The following is a 17,407-nucleotide window of genomic DNA, read 5'->3' on the forward strand; positions in this document are numbered from 1 at the left end:
CTGAAGAGCCGTGCTAGACCAGCACGTCAATAGGTGGCATGTGGAAGCGCGGCAACGCGTGAAGCTAAGCCATACTAATCGCTCGTCCGGCTTGAAACACCGCCTCCCCCGCGCAGCGGCAAACCCATTGCCCAGCGGCATCAACCAAACTTCAAATGCACGGGTTACACTAGGCAGCGAACAGCACAGCATGTGCGCCTGATCGATCTGGTGGTCATAGCGGGGGTCAATACACCCGATCCCATCCCGAACTCGGCCGTGAAATCCCCCAGCGCCAATGGTACTGCGTCTTAAGACGTGGGAGAGTAGGTCGCCGCCAGGTCCATCAGACGCACATCCCAACGCTCAACGCTGCCGCCACAGACCCTCATCACAATGCTCGCCACTCCCACATGCCATATCCGCGGGGTGGAGCAGCCCGGTAGCTCGTCAGGCTCATAACCTGAAGGTCACAGGTTCAAATCCTGTCCCCGCAACCAACGTACAAAACCCCCGCCCGCTTCCAAGCTGGCGGGGGTTTTGTTGTTCGCACGCCAGGGCGGGGGCGCGACGTTTCCGCTGCCGGCGCCCTATACGAAGTTACGTCCTATCCGGTGTTTCAGCCTTGGTTTTAAGCTGCGCCCGGCCCCAACGGCGGGGCCGGGCCTGGCTATATGGAATCCATGATGCGGACCGGGGCGATGGGCCGGCGGCTGGCCGGGGCGCTGATTTTGCTGATGTGCTCGACCGGGTTGGCCGGCGCCTCGCCGTGGGGCGAGGTGGGCGACACTCAGCTGCGCGGCGATATCGAGATGCTGGCTGCCGCCGGGCTCGTCGACGGTGTCACCACCCAGTGGCCCTTGCCCTGGACGGCGCTGGTCCGGGCGCTGAAGGCGGCCGATCTGGACGCGCAGCCGGACGCCGTGCAGGCGGCGGCGATGCGCGTGCTGGGCCGCGCCACGCGGGAGAACCGGCCGGGATTCAGCACGACCGCCAGCCTGGATCTGACCAACGCCCCGGCATTGGTCCGCGGCTTCGACAGCCTGGGCCGGGGGGAAGGGCAGACGCAAGTGGCGCTGTCCTATGGTTCGAGCACCGTGGCCGCCCGCCTGGCCGTGGGGAGCGTCACCCGGGACCTCCATATCGGTGCCAGCAAGCTGGTGCTGGACGACAGCTATCTGGCGGTGAAGGCCGGCGACGCCGTGGTCTACGGTGGCTGGCTGACCCATTGGTGGGGCCCCGGCTGGATATCGGCGCTGACCCTGTCCAACAACGCCCGGCCCATGCCGCAGGTGGGTATCCAGCGCCTGGACACGGCGCCGTCGACCTGGCCGGTGCTGGAATGGCTGGGGCCCTGGCAGGCGGAGTTTTCCCTGGGCTGGCTGGATGGTCCGCGCCTGCAGAGGAACACGGTGTTCGATGCCTTGCGCGTCACCGTCAACCCGGCGCCGGGGCTGGAGATCGGCCTTGCCCGCACGGGAGAGATCTGTGGCCAGGGGCACCCTTGCGACCCGGCGGAATACTTTCAACTCAACAACTCGCCCACCGACGTCAACAAGACCAACGACGAAGGGGTGGTGGACATCAAGTACAGCCGGGACGTGTGGGGCGTGCCCGCGCAAATCTATGCGCAGCTGATGAATGAGGACACCTCGCCCATCACCCATTCCGGCACCAGCCATCTGGTCGGCGCCACCGCCTTCGTGCCCCTGGCCGGCCGGCCGCTGCGGCTGACGGCGGAATACGCCGACAGCATCTCGACCACCGACATCTTCAGCTTCGCCAGCCGCATCTATGGCTTCTCCTACACCAACGGCGGCTATCCGGACGGCATGCGCTATCGCGGCCGCACCATCGGTTTCAGCCTGGACGACGATTCCCGCCTGCTGTCGCTGCAAGGCAGCTGGAGCGACGCCGACGGCTGGACGTACGAGGTGACGCTGCACCACGCCGTCATCGGCACGGCGCGGTCGGCCGGTTCCAACAGCGTCAGCCCGCTGCCCGTCAAGGTGAACATCCTGGAAGGGCGGCTCAGCCTGCCGTTCCGCCGCTTCATCCTGGACCTGCGCGGCAGCGTCCAGGATGACCAGGCCCGGCCGGAGCACGGCTTCCTGCCGGCGGTGGAGGCGGCGGTGCGCATCGCGCTTTGACCGGAAAAATGGCGGGGCGCGGGGAATAATCCCGCCCCGTCCATCCGTCATGGAGGAAAGGGTGTCGGCGGATCGCAGTGCCGGCCCCGCGTCAGCCTGCCGGAGGTGCCATGCCATCCATCGTCCCTTGTGCCAAGAGTACGCCCCCGCGCGACCGCGTGCGCGACGTCGCCGCCGGCCTGTTCGCCGACCGGGGCCTGGACGGGTTCAAGATGCGCGATCTGGCGGCGCGCCTGGGGGTCAGCGTCATGACGCCCTACCGCTATTTCGAGAACAAGGAGGCCATCCTCGCCTGCGTGCGGGCCCATGGTTTCGCCTGCCTGGCCGATGCGCTGGATGCGGCGCGGTGCGGGGGGCCGTTGGAGGAAAGGGTGGCCGCGGTGGCCACGGCCTATGGCGCCTTCGCGATCGCGCAGCCTGCCCGCTATCGCCTCATGTTCGGTTCGGCGCCGGCCCAGTCGCCGGCCCAGTCGCCGGGAGTGGCCGAGGTGCGGCGCCAGGAACGGCGGGTGGAGGAGGCCTTCGCCGCCCATGCCGGTGACTTGGCGGCGGCGGGCCTGGCGCGCGCTGATCACGCCATCCTGGGCCGCCTGCTGTGGTCCACGTTACACGGCGTCGCCGTCCTGCATCTGGGCGGCCAACTGCACCGGACGGATTTGAGCGCCGCCCTCTGTCACGCCGCCCGCGCGCTGACCACCGCCTGTGCCGGGACCGCCGCGTGACCATGGCGGCACAGCAGCCGTTCCGGATCCCCGAGCCGCCCCGGGCGGAGCCGGACACGGCCCCGTCGCCCCCGGCTATCCGGCCTCGCCTGACGGCCAAGCGCATGCTGGACCTGTCGCTCAGCCTGCTGCTGCTGCTGGCTTGCCTGCCGGCGCTGGCCCTGATCGCCCTGCTGATCCGCCTGGACAGCCGTGGCCCCGTGCTGTTCCGTCAGCAGCGCATCGGCCTGGCGGGCCAGCCCTTCAACATCATCAAGTTCCGCACCATGCATGTGCTGGAAGACGGTCCGGAGGTGGTGCAGGCGCGGGAGGGGGACCCCCGCGTCACCCGGATGGGGAGCATCCTGCGGGTCAGCAGCCTGGATGAATTGCCCCAGCTGCTGAACGTCCTGTCGGGGGAGATGTCGCTGGTGGGGCCGCGGCCCCATGCCGCCGCCCATGACGATTACTACCGCGCCCGCATCCCCAACTATCTTTCCCGTCAGAACGTGCGCCCCGGCATAACCGGCTGGGCCCAGGTGAATGGCGCCCGGGGGGCGACGCCGCAGGTGGCGGACATGCAGGCGCGGGTCGACCTGGACGCCTGGTACGTCGACCATGCCAGCCTGGCCCTGGACCTGCGGATCCTGGCCCGCACGCCGCTGGTGGTGGTCAGCCGTCGCAAGGCCTGCTGAGCCCGCCCCCCTATTTCGAAGGTCGATGCGTGGGTGACGGAATAAACCCGGACACCCATCCGTCTTAAGGATGAGAGGGCGGTGCATCCATCGGGAATTGGCCCCTGGGATGCCGGCGAGGATGGACGTAAGTTGATGCGGCGAAGGTTCGGGCGCGGAGTTCCCCATTGGTTCGACAAGCCCGCGTCGGAGAACCCTAGGCCGTGACCCGTCCTCAACAGTTCGCGAATGCCCTGGTCATGCAACTGCCGGCGCTGCGGCGATATGCCTTGGCGCTGGTGGGCAATGCCGCCCTGGCGGATGATCTGGTCCAGGATTGCGTGGAACGCGCGCTGCGCCAATCAGCGCAACTGCGGGAATTGCCCCGCATTTCCGGTTGGCTGAGGCGAATTTTGAAGAATCTCTACACTGACGAGATTCGCCGCGGCAACAGCCGGGGGGAGGAGCAGGACATCACCGAACTGGCCGACCATGTGGAACTGAGCGCGCCACCGACCGACGTCGGGGCCGCGCGGGACTTCGTGAAGGCGGTCAGCCGGCTGACGCCGGAGCATCGGGAAATCCTGCTGCTGTCCAGTGTCGAGGAGTTGAACTATCGCGAGATCGCGGAGGAACTGGACATTCCGGTCGGTACCGTGATGTCCCGCCTGGCGCGGGCCCGTGAGCGGCTGCGTAGCGTGATGCAAGGTGAGGGCGCGGAAATCATCCCGCTGCCCCTGGGATCGAAAGACCGAAAGTGAGCGACCAGACCCCCAACCACCCCCCGATCGCGGAGGTCGAGCTGCACGCCTTCCTGGATGGCGAGTTGCCGGAAGACCGCGCCCGCGTCGTGGAGGCCGCCCTCCTGGCCGACCCCGCCCTGGCGGAGCGTCTGGCCGGCTACCAGGCCGACAAGGCCATGATGAAGCGGCTGTACAGCCCGTTGATCGAGCGGCCGGTGCCGCAGCACCTTATCGACCTCGCCCAGTCCGCGGTGGACGAGCCGGCGGTCCGTCCCTGGGCCGACTGGCGCAAACTGGGGGCGGTGGCGGCCGTCGTGCTGCTGCTGGTGGGGGGCGGTTGGGTCTATCTGGGTGGCCGTCCCGCTGGCGACGTGGTGCAGATGGCGCTGGCGGCGCGGGAGGTTCCCGCCTCGGTCCCGGACGACCTCAGTTCCTATAACGCCGCGCTCAGCCGTATCGTCGCCCTGAATATCAAGGTGCCGGACCTGACCCGGGCGGGCTACCGCCTGGCCGGGGTGAAGGTGGAGGGCAGCGCCGCCACCGTGGCTTATCGCGACGGCCATGACCGGCTTTTCACCATTTACCTGCGCCACTCCGACGGGACGGTGCGGTTCGACCAGTTCAAGCGCGACAACCTGCGGGTCTGCGTCTGGCAGGACGATCAGTTGAGCATGGTCATGGCGGGTGAGATGTCGGCCGCCGTGATGCAGAAGCTGGCCAGCATGGCCTATGTCGGCCTGACGGCGTGAGGATTATCGAACGGACCGTGCCGAGAGGCTTTCCGGGCTGAACAGGGTGGCGGGATGGGGCGGCGTGACGGTGTAGGGCGTCGCCTCGCCATTGAAGGCGAAGGTGTAGGCATAGCCGCCCAGTTCGAAATCGTGGATGAACTGGCTGCCGATCACCACGGCCGGCACGTCGGGCATGAGGTACATGGTGGCTTGGCCGAATTTCCACAGCCTGCCGTCCTCGTCCCAGGAATCCCCGTAAACCGCCATCCAAGTGTCTTCGTCGAGGTAGAGCCGCCGATGCGGGACCACGTCATGCGCGCCAGGGGCCAGGGTGCCGTCGACCACCCAGACACGGTGCAATTCGTACCGCAGGACGTCGGGGTTGGGATGGGTGCCGCCCAACACCGCCGTCACCGGTGTGGCGTAGAGGCGGTTGTTGTTATAGGGCACATACATTTCCGCCTTGCCCACCAGCTTGAAGTCGTAATGGTCCAGGCCGCCGAAGAAAATGTAGTACTCGTCCTCGCTCATGTAGCCGGCGGCGTCGGTGTCGGGGACATCGTAGGAGATGGCGGGCGCCTTGCGCACGCGGTGCTCCCCCGGCAGCAGGCGCCAGGCGGCGAAGTCGTGCCGCTTGATGTTGATGGGTTGCCAGTTGAGGTAGCCTTCCCCCACGCGCGAGGCCGGGGCCACCGCCAGGTGCAGGGTCTTGAAGTAATAGCCGCCGTAACTGTCCGGTGTGGCGTCCCGGTAGTAATAGGGGAAGTCCGCGACCTCCTTGTAGCCGCTGGCCTTTTCCACCACCCCGTCAGCCGGCACGACGTAGGTGCTGACCGTCACCTCGCGCGCGGGTCCCCAGTAGGCCAGCAGATGGTTCCACATGGCCTGGAACCCGTCCTTGGGCAGGGGGAAGGGGATGCCGCCCACGGCCCCCTCCACCCCATGGGCGATGCCTTCCGGCGCGGGCCGGGCGCGGGTGGCGTTGCGCTGGATGTTGTCGTAGACCCAGTCCGGCGCCGCCGCGGTGCGGTGGCTGGGGTAGATGTCCATGCGATAGTCCGCATCGCGCTCGAACAGGCGCTTCGCGCCTTCCGGCAGCCGGTCGGCATGGTCGCGGAAATTTTTGGACGTGATGGAGAACAGGGGCTTTTCCCCGGCGAAGGGGTCCGGGCGCGGGCCGCCATGCGCCGCCGCGCCGGGCGTCACCATGCCGCCTGTCCACGGTGGAATGCCGCCATCGGCGTTGCCCGCGCGCTCCGCCCCCACCGGGGTCAGGCGCGACGTCAGCTGGGCCGCCTCCTGCTCGGTCACCTGGGCGTGAAGGCTGGTGGGAAGGCAGGCCAGGGCCATGGTTGCCAGCAGCGCGGCGGACAGGACGGCGGTGGGGCGCATGGGCTCGCGTACAGGGGGCCTGGTTTTCGCCGGCGACGGCGATGGATGCCGGGATCATGGCGCGCGGACCCCATCGACACAAGCGGCATGTCGCGCCCGCGCATCCTGTCGCGGAGTAAGGTAGTGTCGATGCATCAAGCCTTTGACGGGACGAACCAGAGCGCCATGGCATCCCGCCGTCTTCACCGCCTCGCCCGCTTGCGTGCCCGCTCGTGGGCCCGTCCGTGGGCGCGCGGACTCTCCGCGTGTCGCCTGGCCACTTGGTGCTTGGCCGTCTGGTGCTTGACCGTCTGGTGCTTGACTGGGGCCGCCGCGTCGGGGGCCGATCTCTATTCCGGCGACGGTATCGATCTGCGCTGGGACAACACGGTGCGCTACACCCTGGCCAATCGCCTCAGCCCCCGCACAGGCGCGCTGCTCACCAACCTCAATTGGGACGATGGTGACCGCAATTTCGCGCCCGGGGTGGTGTCCAACCGGCTGGACCTGCTGTCGGCCCTGGACCTGGGCTGGGGTGAATGGGGCCTGCACGCCAGCGCCGCCGCCTGGTACGACACCGTTTATCAGGGCCGAACGGATGATGCGGACCCGCGTGCCCCCAACGCCTCCGCCGCCGTGCCCGGCCATTTCGCCCCGGCGGTCCGTGACCTGCAGGGCCACCATGCCGAGGTGCGCGAGGCGTTCGCCCACGGCGCCTTCACCCTGGCCGGCATGCCCGTGTCGCTGCGCGTGGGACGGCAGGCCCTGGTATGGGGCGAGAGCCTGTTCTACGATCCAAACTCCATCGCCGCCGCGATGGCGCCCGCCGACTACACGCGCACGGTGGGCGGGCCCAGCGCCTATGCCAGCGACATTTATCGCCCGGTGGGGCAGGCGGCGCTGACGGTCCAGCCTTGGCCCGACGTCGCCCTCTCCTTCTATGATCAGTTCGAATGGCGCCCCGCCCGTCAGGCCGGCGCCGGCAGCTATTTCAGCTACATGGATTATATGGGCGCCGGGGCTGACCGCCTCTACATCGATGGCGTCCGATATGCCGCCCGCCAGCGGGACCAAACGCCCGGTGCCGGCGGCCAGTTCGGCCTTGCCCTCCATGTCACCCTGGACGGGGTGGATTACGGCCTGTACGCCCTGAGATACAATGCGACCGAACCGCAATACGCGTTGTCGCCGGACAGCGATACCCCCGTTCGGGGCGCTGACGGCTATTACCGTCTGATCTATCCCGGCGGTATTCAACTCTACGGCGCCAGCGTCAGCGCGTCGGTGGGCGACAGCACGGTGACGGGGGAGGTTTCCGCCCGACGCGGCATGCCCTTGGCGCTGCCGTCCCTCAGCGGAAGCGGGCCGGTGACCTCACCGTATGCCGCCTTCGTCCGAGGCGACACCATGCATGGCCAGGTGTCCCTGACGACGGCGCTGGGGCGATCCAGACTTTGGGACAGCGCCGACGTGAACGCCGAGGCCGTGGTGGACGGCGTGCTTGCCGTCCGGGGCGACGATGACGGCAGCCAATGGCGCCAGCCGGCCACCAAGGCCCGCGTGCTGTTCGAGCCGCGCTACTTCCAGATCCTTCCCAACCTCGACCTGACGGTGCCAATGGGGCTGGGCTACAACATCACCGGACATAGCTTCAGCTACTATGCCCAGAACGCCGGTGCCGGTGACCTGACCCTGGGGGTGACGGCCACCTATCGCAGTGTGTGGAAGGCCAATCTGACGCTGACCCACTACATCGGCGCCCCCAGTCAGCAGCTGCTGGCCGACCGGGATTTCATCGCCTTGGGGGTGGAGCGGACGTTTTAGCTTCAGCTCATGCCGCGCAGGCGCGCGGCCGTCAGCGTGTCGGCTGATCCGCCCTCCAGCAGGCGGCAGACCTTGGCCACCACCTCGGCCGTCGCGGCGGCCTGCATGTCGACGCTGCCGCCGGCGATGTGGGGCGTCAGGAAGACGTTGGGCAGCCGCCGCAGGGGGTGGCGGGGCGGCAGCGGCTCCTCCTCATAGGTGTCCAGGCAGGCGAAGACGTCCCCCCGGCGCAGGCGGTCCAGCAGGGCGGCGGGCTCGATCAGGCCGCCGCGCGCCACATTGATCAGCACGGCGCCAGGACGCAGGCGGGCCAGTTCGGCGGCGCCCAAGGTGTGGCGGGTGGCCGGCGTCAGCCCCCGGTGGAGCGATACGATGTCGGCCGCCAGCACCTGGTCCAGGGCCGCAGGTTGGGCGCCCGCCTGGCGGATGTCGCCGTCGCTTCCGTTCCGGGACCACACCAGCACCCGCGCGTCGCAGGTGGCCAGTCGTCGGGCGAAGGCCCTGGCATTGTCCCCCCAGCCGACCAGGCCCACCGTGGCGCCGGCCAGGTCGCGGGATTGGGCGGGGCGGGGCGCCCCGCCGCTGGCCATGCGGTCCTTCACCCGCTGCGCCAGCGGCAGCAGGCCCAGGCGGCGCAGGACGGGCTTCAGCCGCATCGCGAGGCCGCGCAGTCCTTGCGGACCGGGTATGACGCCCCAGCCGCCGGCCCGCATCACGGCATGGCCGTGAAAGGCGCGGCGGCGGCCCAGGATGGCCAAGGCCAAGGCGAATTCCGCCACGCTGTCGGCGTGGGCGGCGCTGGCGTTGACCAGCGCGACACCCCGGGCCAGCAGGTCGGCGGCGCCGAACCGGGCCACCGACAGGCCGGCGACACCCACCACCGCGAGGTTGGGCAGATGGTCCAGCCGTGCCGGGTCCAGGGCGGTGGCACCCCGGCCCAGCAGGGCGGCCACGACATCGGGCCGTACCGCTGTGATGTCGTCCAAGGCGGCCAGGCGATAGCCGGGCAGCAAGGGTGCCAGGGCCGCCCCCCACTGGCCCGCCACCAGGATGGTGCCCTGGGTTGGCTGGGCAGGGGCGGGCGGGGGCGTCGCCACGGGTGGGGCCACCGGGCCGACATGGCCACGCTCGATCAATTCACACAGGTGGAGGGCGGGCACCAGCGCCGTCAGGTCATGAGGCGCCGGGCGGCCGGTGCGGACGGCGTCCAGGAAGGCGTCGTGTTCCAGGATGAAGCTGGTCATGCCGCTCGGGAAGGCTGTGGTGGCGGGCCGCCCGTCCGTCTGCACCGTCAGGCTGGCCTCGGTGACGGCGCAGCTTTCGCCCGCCGCGTTGAAGGCATAGTCCTCCCGCCGGGTGCCGGCGGCATTGTCGCACAGGAAAACGGCCTGCCGATCCCCAGGCCAGCGCATCAGGGCGCTGAACGTCTGGTCCGAGGCGTGGGCCGCCAGATGCTCTGGCGGGCCGTCCATCATCCACAGCAGGGCGTCCAGGGCGTGGATGCCGTTGCCGCTCAGCCAGCTGGCGGCGCCGAAGCCGGGCGGCTGGCCCGCCATGGGCTTGTGGAACACCGCTTCCGCCTGGCGCCAGCCGGCCCGGCCGGCGCGTTCCCGGGTGGCGCGCAGGCTTGGGTAGAAGCGGCGGTTGTGGCCGCCGACCGCCACCAAGCCCCGGTCGCGCGCCAAGTCGGCCAGGGCCTGGGCCTGCGCGGCGCTGGGGGCCACCGGCTTTTCCACGAACAGATGCTTGCCCTGGCCCAAGGCAAGCATTCCATATTCGTAGTGAAGCTGGGCGCTGGCGAAAATGTACACCGCGTCTATGTCGTCGCGCGCCATCGCCGCGTGCGCGTCGCCGGTGCTGGCGCGGAAGCCAAAGGCCGCCGCCGCCGTCCCCGCCCGGCTCCGGTCCAGGTCGCAGAGCAGGGCCAGGTCCACCCGGCCACGGTCGCGCAGCCCCGCCAGCACCGGCAGGTGCACATGGGTGGCCATCGGGCCGGCGCCGATGACCAGGATCTTCAGCGGAAAGGCGGGGGTGGGGATCGGCTCGGACATCACCCCTGAGACGGACGCGGGCGTCGGCTTATTCCCCGAATCCGGAAATATATAGTTGCGGTGTCGGGTCCCGACTTGTGCCAAGGAATCCGCAGGTAACCCTAGGATTTCTCACCTCATGGACAAGGACCGCGCGGGGCGGGAACTGCTCCGCTCATCCCGGGATTTCTTCCTGGATTTCTGTGCCCACGCCCGGGGCGATGGCGTGCGGGCCGCCATCCTGATCGTCCTGGGTGCGGGGGCGGAGGGCGTGGGCCTGCTGCTGCTGGTGCCCTTGCTGGGCCTGGTGATCGGTGACGGCCGTACCGGCTGGGCCATGATGGCCTCGGCTGGTCGCCTGCCTTGGCTCGGCGCCGCCCCGGCGGCCCGCCTGGCGCCCCTGTTGGCCTGCTTCGCCCTACTTGTCGTCTTGCGGGCGGTGGTGCTGTGGCATCGCGACGTGCTGCTGGCGCGATTGCGCATCGGCTTTGTCGAGGAACAGCGCGGCCGCCTGGTGTCCCGGCTGATCGCCGCCCCGTGGACGCGACTGTCGGCCCTGCCGCACGCCGGGGTGAACCATCTGCTCAGCAGCGACATCATCCTGACCGGCGCCTGCGCCCATTTCATGGTGCAGGGCGCCACCTCCCTTTTCCTGTTGCTGGTGCAATGGGCGCTGGCCTGCGTGTTCTCCCTTCCGCTGGCGGCCGTCACCGGTGTGCTGCTGGCAGGGGCCAGCCTGGCGCTGGTGCCGCAACTGGCCCGCTCCCGCCGGTTGGGGCGCGACGTGGCGGACGCCAACCTGCATTTGGCCACCAGCGGCGCCCAGTTCTTGGGCGGGCTCAAATTGGCGCTCAGCCAGAATGTGCAGCACCGCTTCGCCGATGAATTCAACGGGACCCTGCGCCGGCTGATGGGGCAGCAGGTGACCCTGGTGCGGGAACAGAGCAAATCGCAGCTGGCGTTCACCACGCTCGCGTCCCTGGCCGGTGCCGCCGCCATCGTCGTGGGTGTCTGGACGCTGGACGTGCCGCCGGCGGTTCTTATCGTCTTCGTCCTGCTGTTGGCGCGGATGAGCGCGCCGGCCGCCCAACTGCAGCAGGGCGCGCAACAGTTCGCCAACTTCCTGCCGTCCTATGAGAAGATCCGCGCGCTGGAGGCCGAGCTGGCGCAGGACCCGCCCGAGGTGGACGCGACCACGGACGGCCCTGCCTGGCCGGGTCCGCCGCCCCTTCGTTTCCACCAAGTCGGCTACCGCCACCCCGGTGGCGACCGGGGGGTGTCGGGCCTGGACCTGACCCTGGAGCCCGGCAGCTTCGTGGGCGTGATGGGGGCGTCGGGCGCCGGCAAGACCACCTTCGCCGACTTGGCCGTCGGGCTGACGGTCCCGGACGTCGGCACCATCATGGTGGGTGGCCATCCGTTGGTTGGCGGCCTGCGGCGGCGCTGGGCCGCCGCCATCGCCTACGCCCCGCAGGAGACCTTCCTGTTCCACGACAGCATCCGCGCCAACCTGTCCTGGGCCAACCCCCAGGCCACCGAGGCCGACATGCGCGCCGCCCTGGGCTTGGCCGGCGCGTCGGCCCTGATGGACAGGCTGGCCAGCGGGTTGGACACCGTGGTGGGGGCCCAGGGCGGCCTGCTGTCGGGGGGCGAACGCCAGCGCCTGGCGCTCGCTCGCGCGCTGATGCGCCGGCCGCCGCTGCTGGTGCTGGACGAAAGCACCAGCGCCGTCGACATCGCGGGCGAACAGGTCTTGCTGGCCAGCTTGGCGGCCCTGCCATGGCGCCCCACCATCCTGTTGATCGCCCACCGGCGGGAGAGTCTGGCGCTGTGCGACCGCGTGCTTGAATTCGCCGAAGGGCGCATCGTCGCCGACCGCCGCATGGAGCGGGCGGAGGCTCAGGCCTCGGCGCACAGGGCGCGGTAATCCGCCGCCAGCCCGTCCAGGCGCCGCAGGCCCGCCGCCAGGTCGGGCAAGTCGCGCGCGCGCCGCCGCACCCTGGGTAACGCCGTCAGGGCTGGAATCAGGTCCCCGGGATTCGTCACCACCCTGGCGTGGCCCGCCTCCGCCAGATAGCCGAAGGATCCGGCCGCGTCGGCGCTGAGGAACAGGGCCGGCACGCCGAAGGGGACCGCCTCCGCCGCCACGCCGGAGGCCAGCGACACCACCGCGTCCATGTGGCGCAACAGGGCCGGCAGCGACAGGGCGGCGGCGGGAGCGACACGGATGTTGGGACCGCGCAGGGACAGCAGGCGGGCATGGCGCCGGTCGTCCTGGGGACCTGCCGCCGAATGGCGACGGATCCACCAGCGCCAGCCGGGTGGGGCGGTGGCGATGCTGTTGGCCAGGGCGTCCCAGATTTCCGCCGCGCCGGTGGTCTGCAGCGCCACCAGGATGTCGCGTTCCGCCGGCCCGCCGGCGGCCAATTGGAAACGGTCATCCCAGGCATGGGTGCGTGGGTCGGCATCATCCAGGAAGGGGCCCAGGCGGGGATGGCCGCCCGGCAGGGCCTGGTGCCACCGCCCGTCCGCCCAGGCGTTGATATGGGCGGCGTCCGCCGCGTCCCACGTCCAGAACAGGGCCGGCAGCGTGGTGTAGCCCTGGGGGCCCATGGCCGCCCAGCCGTAGGCCTTGTGCCGCCCGCCCTGGGGGCAATGCTGAACGTCCACCGACAGGATGCCGCGCCGGCGGCAGGCGAGCGCCAGGGCGGATCCCAGGCCGGCGTACCAGGTGCTGGTCAAGGCCAGGCGCGGCCGGGCGATGTCCAGCACCCAGCCCAGGGCCTGGGCGGTGGCGCGCAGGCCCCGGGCCCGCCGTGTCAGGTGCGGCCGGCCGAGCGACGGCGCCGGCACGCCCCGGTGCGCCAGGAACTCCAGGACCGCCCCATGGTCCGGCAGGTCCAGGGGCGCGTGGACCAGCGGGGCCAGCGCCCGGGCCAGGGTGGCGAGCGGGTCGACGGCCAGGGTGGGCCGGCGCCAGGGGGCGCGGCGGCCGGGCTGCAGGTGCAGGCAGCGCGTGCCACGCTCGGTCAGCAAGGCCATCAGCGGTTCGCCGTAGCGGTCCTCCCACGCGCCGTCGATGCGCTCCACGGACACGCCGTCGCCCAGGAACAGGACGTCGGCCCGGTGGGGGCGCAGGATGAGGTTGTCCCGCCGCTGCAAGGTCGCCAGCGGCTGGGCCAGGGACCGAACCGCGCGCCCGACCCGTGAGGGCCGGCCGGCCTGGGGTTCGCCCACATGGTGGCGGTAGAGATCCAGGTAAAGGTCCATGCGCGCCAGCGGCCAGAGGTGGGCGTCGCCGCAGGTCCAGCCCGCCACGGCGAAGCGTGTCTCGATCTCCGCCGCCAAGGCCAGGTATCGGGCATGGAAGGGGGTGGCCATGATGTCCTATCCGTCCGCCAGCTCATCCATGCGCGCCTGCCAGGCCGCCTCGATCTTCAGGCGCATCTCATCCCACAGGCTGTGGGATTCCTTGGTGGAACGGGTCCAGGCGCCCTTCAGCCGGTCGGTCTCGTTGAAGCGGTGGATTTTGCGCCGGGCCTCCAGCCCCTCCAGCATCCGCCCCATGGGGCTGTCCAGCAGCCATTCGCCGGCGCGTTTCACCCTGGGGGCATAGGGGCGGCAATCCAGGCCGCCCAAAGGGGCGCCCATGGCGTTGGGCAGCCACTCCGCCGTCCAGGCGTTGGCCTCCCGCACCGCGTCGTAGGTGTCCAGGCCATGCAGCGGGATCATCTGGCACAGCTCCTGCGCGTCGTAGAGGCTGCGGCGCGCCAGGGGCAAGGCCGCCAGCGACAGGAAGGTGTTGGGACAAAACAGCCCCCGCGCCAGCTTGGTGTCCGCCAGGGCCAGCAGACGGCAGAAGGCGCGGGTGCGCCACATCGTCCCGGCATCGGTCACCAGCAGGAAGTCGATATCGCCGTCCGGCGGAAAGTTGCCGGCGGCCAGTGAGCCGGTCATCGCCACCATGCGCACGTTCGGCAGGCTGGCCAGGAAGCGGGCGTGGCGGCGCGCGGTGGGCCATTGGCGGCGCGACAGCTCCGCCCGCGTGCGGCGGATGGCGAACAGGTCCGCCCTGCCGCGAAGGGCATGATAGGTGCCGTCGCTCTCCAGATGGTGTCCCAGGATGGGGCCGGCCAAGGCATGCTGGACATCGCCCAGTGTGCAGCGGATGCCATGCAGGTAACGGTGGATTTCAAACACCGATACGGGGAAATGGAAGATATCCCGATAGGCGATCGTGGAGTAAATCGCCGTTTCAAGTTTATTCATCGCATGGGCGACAGTCATGAAATCCCCTGACGCAAATACAGTATATGCGTTGATAAATAGCCATTATTTATTTTGAACGGCGCATTGTTTATTTTTAAGGTTCCGGATATGCTGCGCCATCGATGTTTCATTTTTGGTGGATCATGGCTGTCAGGCATAAGGTCGTCCTTTACAACCCGGCAGCTGTCTTTCACACCATGCCGCTGGGTCTGCTGGCCATCGGTTCCAACCTTGATCCCGCGCGGTTCGACGTGCGCATCATCGACGCGCGGATCGAGGCCGATCCCCTGGATGCGGTGCTGAAGGCGGCGGAGGGGGCGCTTTGCTTCGGCGTCACCATGCTGACCGGTCGTCCCCTGGGCGACGCGCTGGCCATGCTGCGAGCGGTGAAGCGGGCCAATCCCGCCCTGACCACCGTCGCCGGCGGCTGGCATCCGTCGCTGTTCCCGGTGGAGACGCTGGACGAACCCAGCATCGACATCACCGTGGCGGGGCAGGGTGAGCGCACCTTCGCGGAAATCATGGACCGTCTGGCCGACGGCGCCGGTGTCGACGGCATCGCCGGCGTGACCTTTCGCGGCGCCGCCGGCCAGGCGGTGCGCAACCCGGCGCGCCGGCTGGAGGGCCTGGACGTCTTCGCCCCGCCCAACTTCGAGCTGATCCCGGTGGAACGGTATTTCGAGTTCAAGGGCCGGCGGCAGCTGGACTATATCGGTTCCATAGGCTGCAATTTCCGGTGCGCTTTCTGCGCCGACCCCTTCGTCTACGGCCGCGACTGGAAGGCGACGTCCGCCAGCCGCCTGGGAGCGGAGATCGAGGCGCTGTGGCGCCGCTACCGGTTCACCGACCTGAACTTCCAGGACGAGACCTACTTCACCCACCGCCAGCGGGTGGCCGACATCTGCGAGGAATTCCTGCGCCGGGGTCTGGATTTCACCTGGGCCGGCACCATGCGCGCCGACCAGGGCGTGCGCCTGCCGGATGAGATTTGGCGCCTGTGCGTCCGTTCCGGTCTGCGTCGGGTGCTGGTGGGGGTGGAAACCGGCTCGCACGAGATGATGAGGCGCATCCGGAAGGACACGACCATCGATGCCATCCTGGAGACGGCGGCCAAGTGCCGGCAGCACGACCTCGCCGTCATCTTCTCCTTCATCGTCGGCTTCCCTGAGGAAACGGAGGAACAGGTCGAGGCGACGCTGGGCCTGATCAAGACCCTGCGGGCCATGAGCCCCAAGTTCGAAACCCCGCTGTTCTACTACAAGCCCTATCCCGGCTCCGCCCTGGCCGCCGCCGTGGCGGACCAGACGCCGCGGACGCTGGATGACTGGGCGACGTTCGACTATGTGGCGGGACCGGCCGGTACCTGGGTGCCGCCCCATCTCTACCGCCGGATCGAGCGTTTCAAGTTCTACAACAAGTACGCCGCCGGCCCGGGGACCACCGGTGAGAGCGCCAAGGGATGGGGTCCCGGCCGCCTGTTGCGCCGTGCGGCGCGCTGGCGCATCGACCATGACGTCTACGCCGCCCCGGTGGAGAAATTCCTGGTCCAGCATCTGCGCCCCGAACCCTCCCTATCCTGAAGCCTGCTCGGCGGCATTGATCGCGGAGGCGCTGGCCGCAGCCTCCTGAGGGCGGGGCTTGGGCCGTAGCGCCATTTCCCAGGCGCGTTCGAACCCCGCCGGCGACAGGGTGTTGCGGACGAAGGCGGCGCCCTTGACCGCCGCGTCGGCCCACAGGTCGGCATAGGCTTCCGGCCGGGTCAGATAGGGGTCCCATTGATCCTCCGGCACCGTCAGGGGATATCCCGGCGCGCGCAGCCCTTCCATGGCGGCGCGGTTGCCCAGCACGGGGCAGCCCCAGGCCCAGGCCTCGGCCACCTTGGTCTTGATGCCGCCGGCCACCAGTGCCGGGACCAGCGCGATGCTTCCCGGCCGGTAGACCTGGCCCAGGTCGTCGGCATAGCCGTGCCAGTGCACGCCCCGCACCTGCGCCAGGGGGCGGGTCTGGCGCCCGTGGATATGAAGCGGCGTGGCGGGGGTGAGCCGCCGCCACCGCTCCAGCAGGAAATCAATGGCCGTGCGGTTCTGCAGCTGGCGGTCGCTGCCGATGAAGACGAAACGCAGGGGGGGCCCGAACCCCTGGGGGTCGGGCACCACGGCGTGCGCCCAAGGCTGCGCCTGCAAGGGCACGCCGGGGGGGATGGAGCGCACCACCGGTGGGGCGCCCGTCGACCGTCCGTCCGCTGGCAACCGCTGGCACAGCATCCGCCGCTCCACCGGTGACAGCAGCACCGTGGCGCTGGAGGCCAGCATGACCTCCCGCTCCGCCGCCGGCAGGGTTCTGGCCTCATAGGCCGTCACCAGGCGGGACAGCGGTCCTTCCGCCAGGCGCCGGGCCCAGCGGGGAAAGTGCGTGCCGACGTGGCCGGTCAGCAACGGCATGCGGTGATGGCGCAGATAGGTCATGCGCCGCGACATCAGGTCATCGAAGTCGGTGACGATGTGCAGGTCGGGCAGGGCGCGGCGCAGGGCGCGCAGCAGCGTCTGGCAGCGCACCGTGTCGAGGTAGACGGCATCGAACCCGCCCTGCACGATGCGCGCCGCCACCCGCTTCACCTCACGCGGCCCGGCATACAGCAGGCATTGCAGCGGCAGGGGCCGCCCGGCCGCCAGGCCAGCCAGCCAGGTGCCGGCGGCGCCGGCACGGTCCGCCGCCCCGGCTTGCAGCACGGACCGCAGGGGCAGCACCTCCACCGTATGCCGGCGGCGCAGGGCGGCCAGGATATGGCCCATGATGGGGGTGCGGCCGTTACGCTGCGCCAGGTCGCGGGTGGTCACGAAGGCGATGCGCAAGCCGGGTTCTAGGTGGGTGTGCATGGGTCTACCTGAGGCGGGTGCGTCGCATGCACCTTTTCCCAGGACGGATGGCGGGCGCC

General features: G+C 69.6%; 13 protein-coding genes, 1 tRNA gene and 2 rRNA genes. 11 read left to right on the forward strand and 5 right to left on the reverse strand.

All coding sequences use genetic code 11. The features are described 5' to 3' along the window. The 8 genes from FHS74_RS23675 to FHS74_RS23710 form a co-directional block, all read left to right on the forward strand. Nucleotides 1-99 (forward strand): 23S ribosomal RNA (locus FHS74_RS23675); the annotation flags it as partial. Nucleotides 100-206: 107 nt separating this feature from the next. After that, nucleotides 207-322 (forward strand): 5S ribosomal RNA (rrf, locus tag FHS74_RS23680). 80 nt (nt 323-402) lie between these two features. Next, nucleotides 403-479, forward strand: a tRNA-Met gene (locus FHS74_RS23685). 183 nt (nt 480-662) lie between these two features. Next, nucleotides 663-2,129 carry a capsule assembly Wzi family protein gene (locus FHS74_RS23690; RefSeq protein WP_211106512.1) on the forward strand — a complete coding sequence of 489 codons (1,467 nt, stop codon included), beginning with the start codon at nt 663-665 and terminating at the stop codon, nt 2,127-2,129. Between the two features lie 110 nt (nt 2,130-2,239). After that, nucleotides 2,240-2,851, forward strand: a complete 612-nt coding sequence (locus FHS74_RS23695) for a TetR/AcrR family transcriptional regulator (protein ID WP_184806283.1) — start codon at nt 2,240-2,242, stop codon at nt 2,849-2,851. Nucleotides 2,852-2,853: 2 nt separating this feature from the next. Next, nucleotides 2,854-3,525: an exopolysaccharide biosynthesis polyprenyl glycosylphosphotransferase gene (locus tag FHS74_RS23700; protein WP_184806638.1), complete on the forward strand. Its 672-nt coding sequence runs from the start codon at nt 2,854-2,856 to the stop codon at nt 3,523-3,525. 203 nt (nt 3,526-3,728) lie between these two features. Beyond that, a complete protein-coding gene (locus tag FHS74_RS23705; RefSeq protein ID WP_343067019.1) occupies nt 3,729-4,265 on the forward strand; it encodes an RNA polymerase sigma factor in 537 nt (178 codons plus the stop codon). Further along, the gene (locus tag FHS74_RS23710) at nt 4,262-4,996 is read left to right on the forward strand and encodes an anti-sigma factor family protein (RefSeq protein WP_184806286.1); all 735 of its coding nucleotides are present in this window, start codon (nt 4,262-4,264) and stop codon (nt 4,994-4,996) included. Before FHS74_RS23705 ends, FHS74_RS23710 begins: the two co-directional genes overlap by 4 nt. A 3-nt stretch (nt 4,997-4,999) precedes the next feature. On the opposite strand, the gene FHS74_RS23715 is transcribed toward FHS74_RS23710, so the two are convergent. Further along, a complete protein-coding gene (locus FHS74_RS23715; RefSeq protein ID WP_184806289.1) occupies nt 5,000-6,370 on the reverse strand; it encodes a DUF1329 domain-containing protein in 1,371 nt (456 codons plus the stop codon). A gap of 165 nt (nt 6,371-6,535) precedes the next feature. On the opposite strand from FHS74_RS23715, the gene FHS74_RS23720 reads away from it, so the two are divergent. Further along, entirely contained in the window at nt 6,536-8,173 is a 1,638-nt protein-coding gene (locus tag FHS74_RS23720; RefSeq protein WP_343067026.1) for a DUF1302 domain-containing protein, read from the forward strand. A 2-nt stretch (nt 8,174-8,175) separates the two neighbouring features. Here FHS74_RS23720 and FHS74_RS23725 read toward each other — a convergent pair whose 3' ends face one another. Then, complete coding sequence (locus FHS74_RS23725; RefSeq protein WP_184806296.1) at nt 8,176-10,224, reverse strand: NAD(P)-dependent oxidoreductase; 2,049 nt, start codon at nt 10,222-10,224, stop codon at nt 8,176-8,178. Between the two features lie 118 nt (nt 10,225-10,342). Between FHS74_RS23725 and FHS74_RS23730 the strand changes: the two genes are divergently transcribed. Further along, nucleotides 10,343-12,130 (forward strand): ATP-binding cassette domain-containing protein, encoded by a 1,788-nt coding sequence (locus FHS74_RS23730; protein ID WP_184806299.1) that lies wholly within the window; start codon nt 10,343-10,345, stop codon nt 12,128-12,130. On the opposite strand, the gene FHS74_RS23735 is transcribed toward FHS74_RS23730, so the two are convergent. Continuing rightward, nucleotides 12,103-13,584: a hypothetical protein gene (locus tag FHS74_RS23735; RefSeq protein WP_184806302.1), complete on the reverse strand. Its 1,482-nt coding sequence runs from the start codon at nt 13,582-13,584 to the stop codon at nt 12,103-12,105. The genes FHS74_RS23730 and FHS74_RS23735 overlap by 28 nt on opposite strands. A 6-nt stretch (nt 13,585-13,590) precedes the next feature. Beyond that, on the reverse strand, nt 13,591-14,490 hold the full coding sequence (locus FHS74_RS23740; RefSeq protein ID WP_184806305.1) for a nucleotidyltransferase domain-containing protein: 900 nt from the start codon (nt 14,488-14,490) through the stop codon (nt 13,591-13,593). A 125-nt stretch (nt 14,491-14,615) separates the two neighbouring features. Between FHS74_RS23740 and FHS74_RS23745 the strand changes: the two genes are divergently transcribed. Beyond that, nucleotides 14,616-16,052, forward strand: a complete 1,437-nt coding sequence (locus FHS74_RS23745; protein WP_184806308.1) for a B12-binding domain-containing radical SAM protein — start codon at nt 14,616-14,618, stop codon at nt 16,050-16,052. Here the strand turns inward: FHS74_RS23745 and FHS74_RS23750 are convergent. After that, on the reverse strand, nt 16,044-17,348 hold the full coding sequence (locus FHS74_RS23750; protein WP_184806312.1) for a glycosyltransferase: 1,305 nt from the start codon (nt 17,346-17,348) through the stop codon (nt 16,044-16,046). The two genes, FHS74_RS23745 and FHS74_RS23750, sit on opposite strands and share 9 nt — an antisense overlap. Nucleotides 17,349-17,407 lie beyond the last annotated feature (59 nt).

It is taken from the genome of Nitrospirillum iridis (assembly GCF_014205765.1).
Taxonomy (GTDB): domain Bacteria; phylum Pseudomonadota; class Alphaproteobacteria; order Azospirillales; family Azospirillaceae; genus Nitrospirillum; species Nitrospirillum iridis.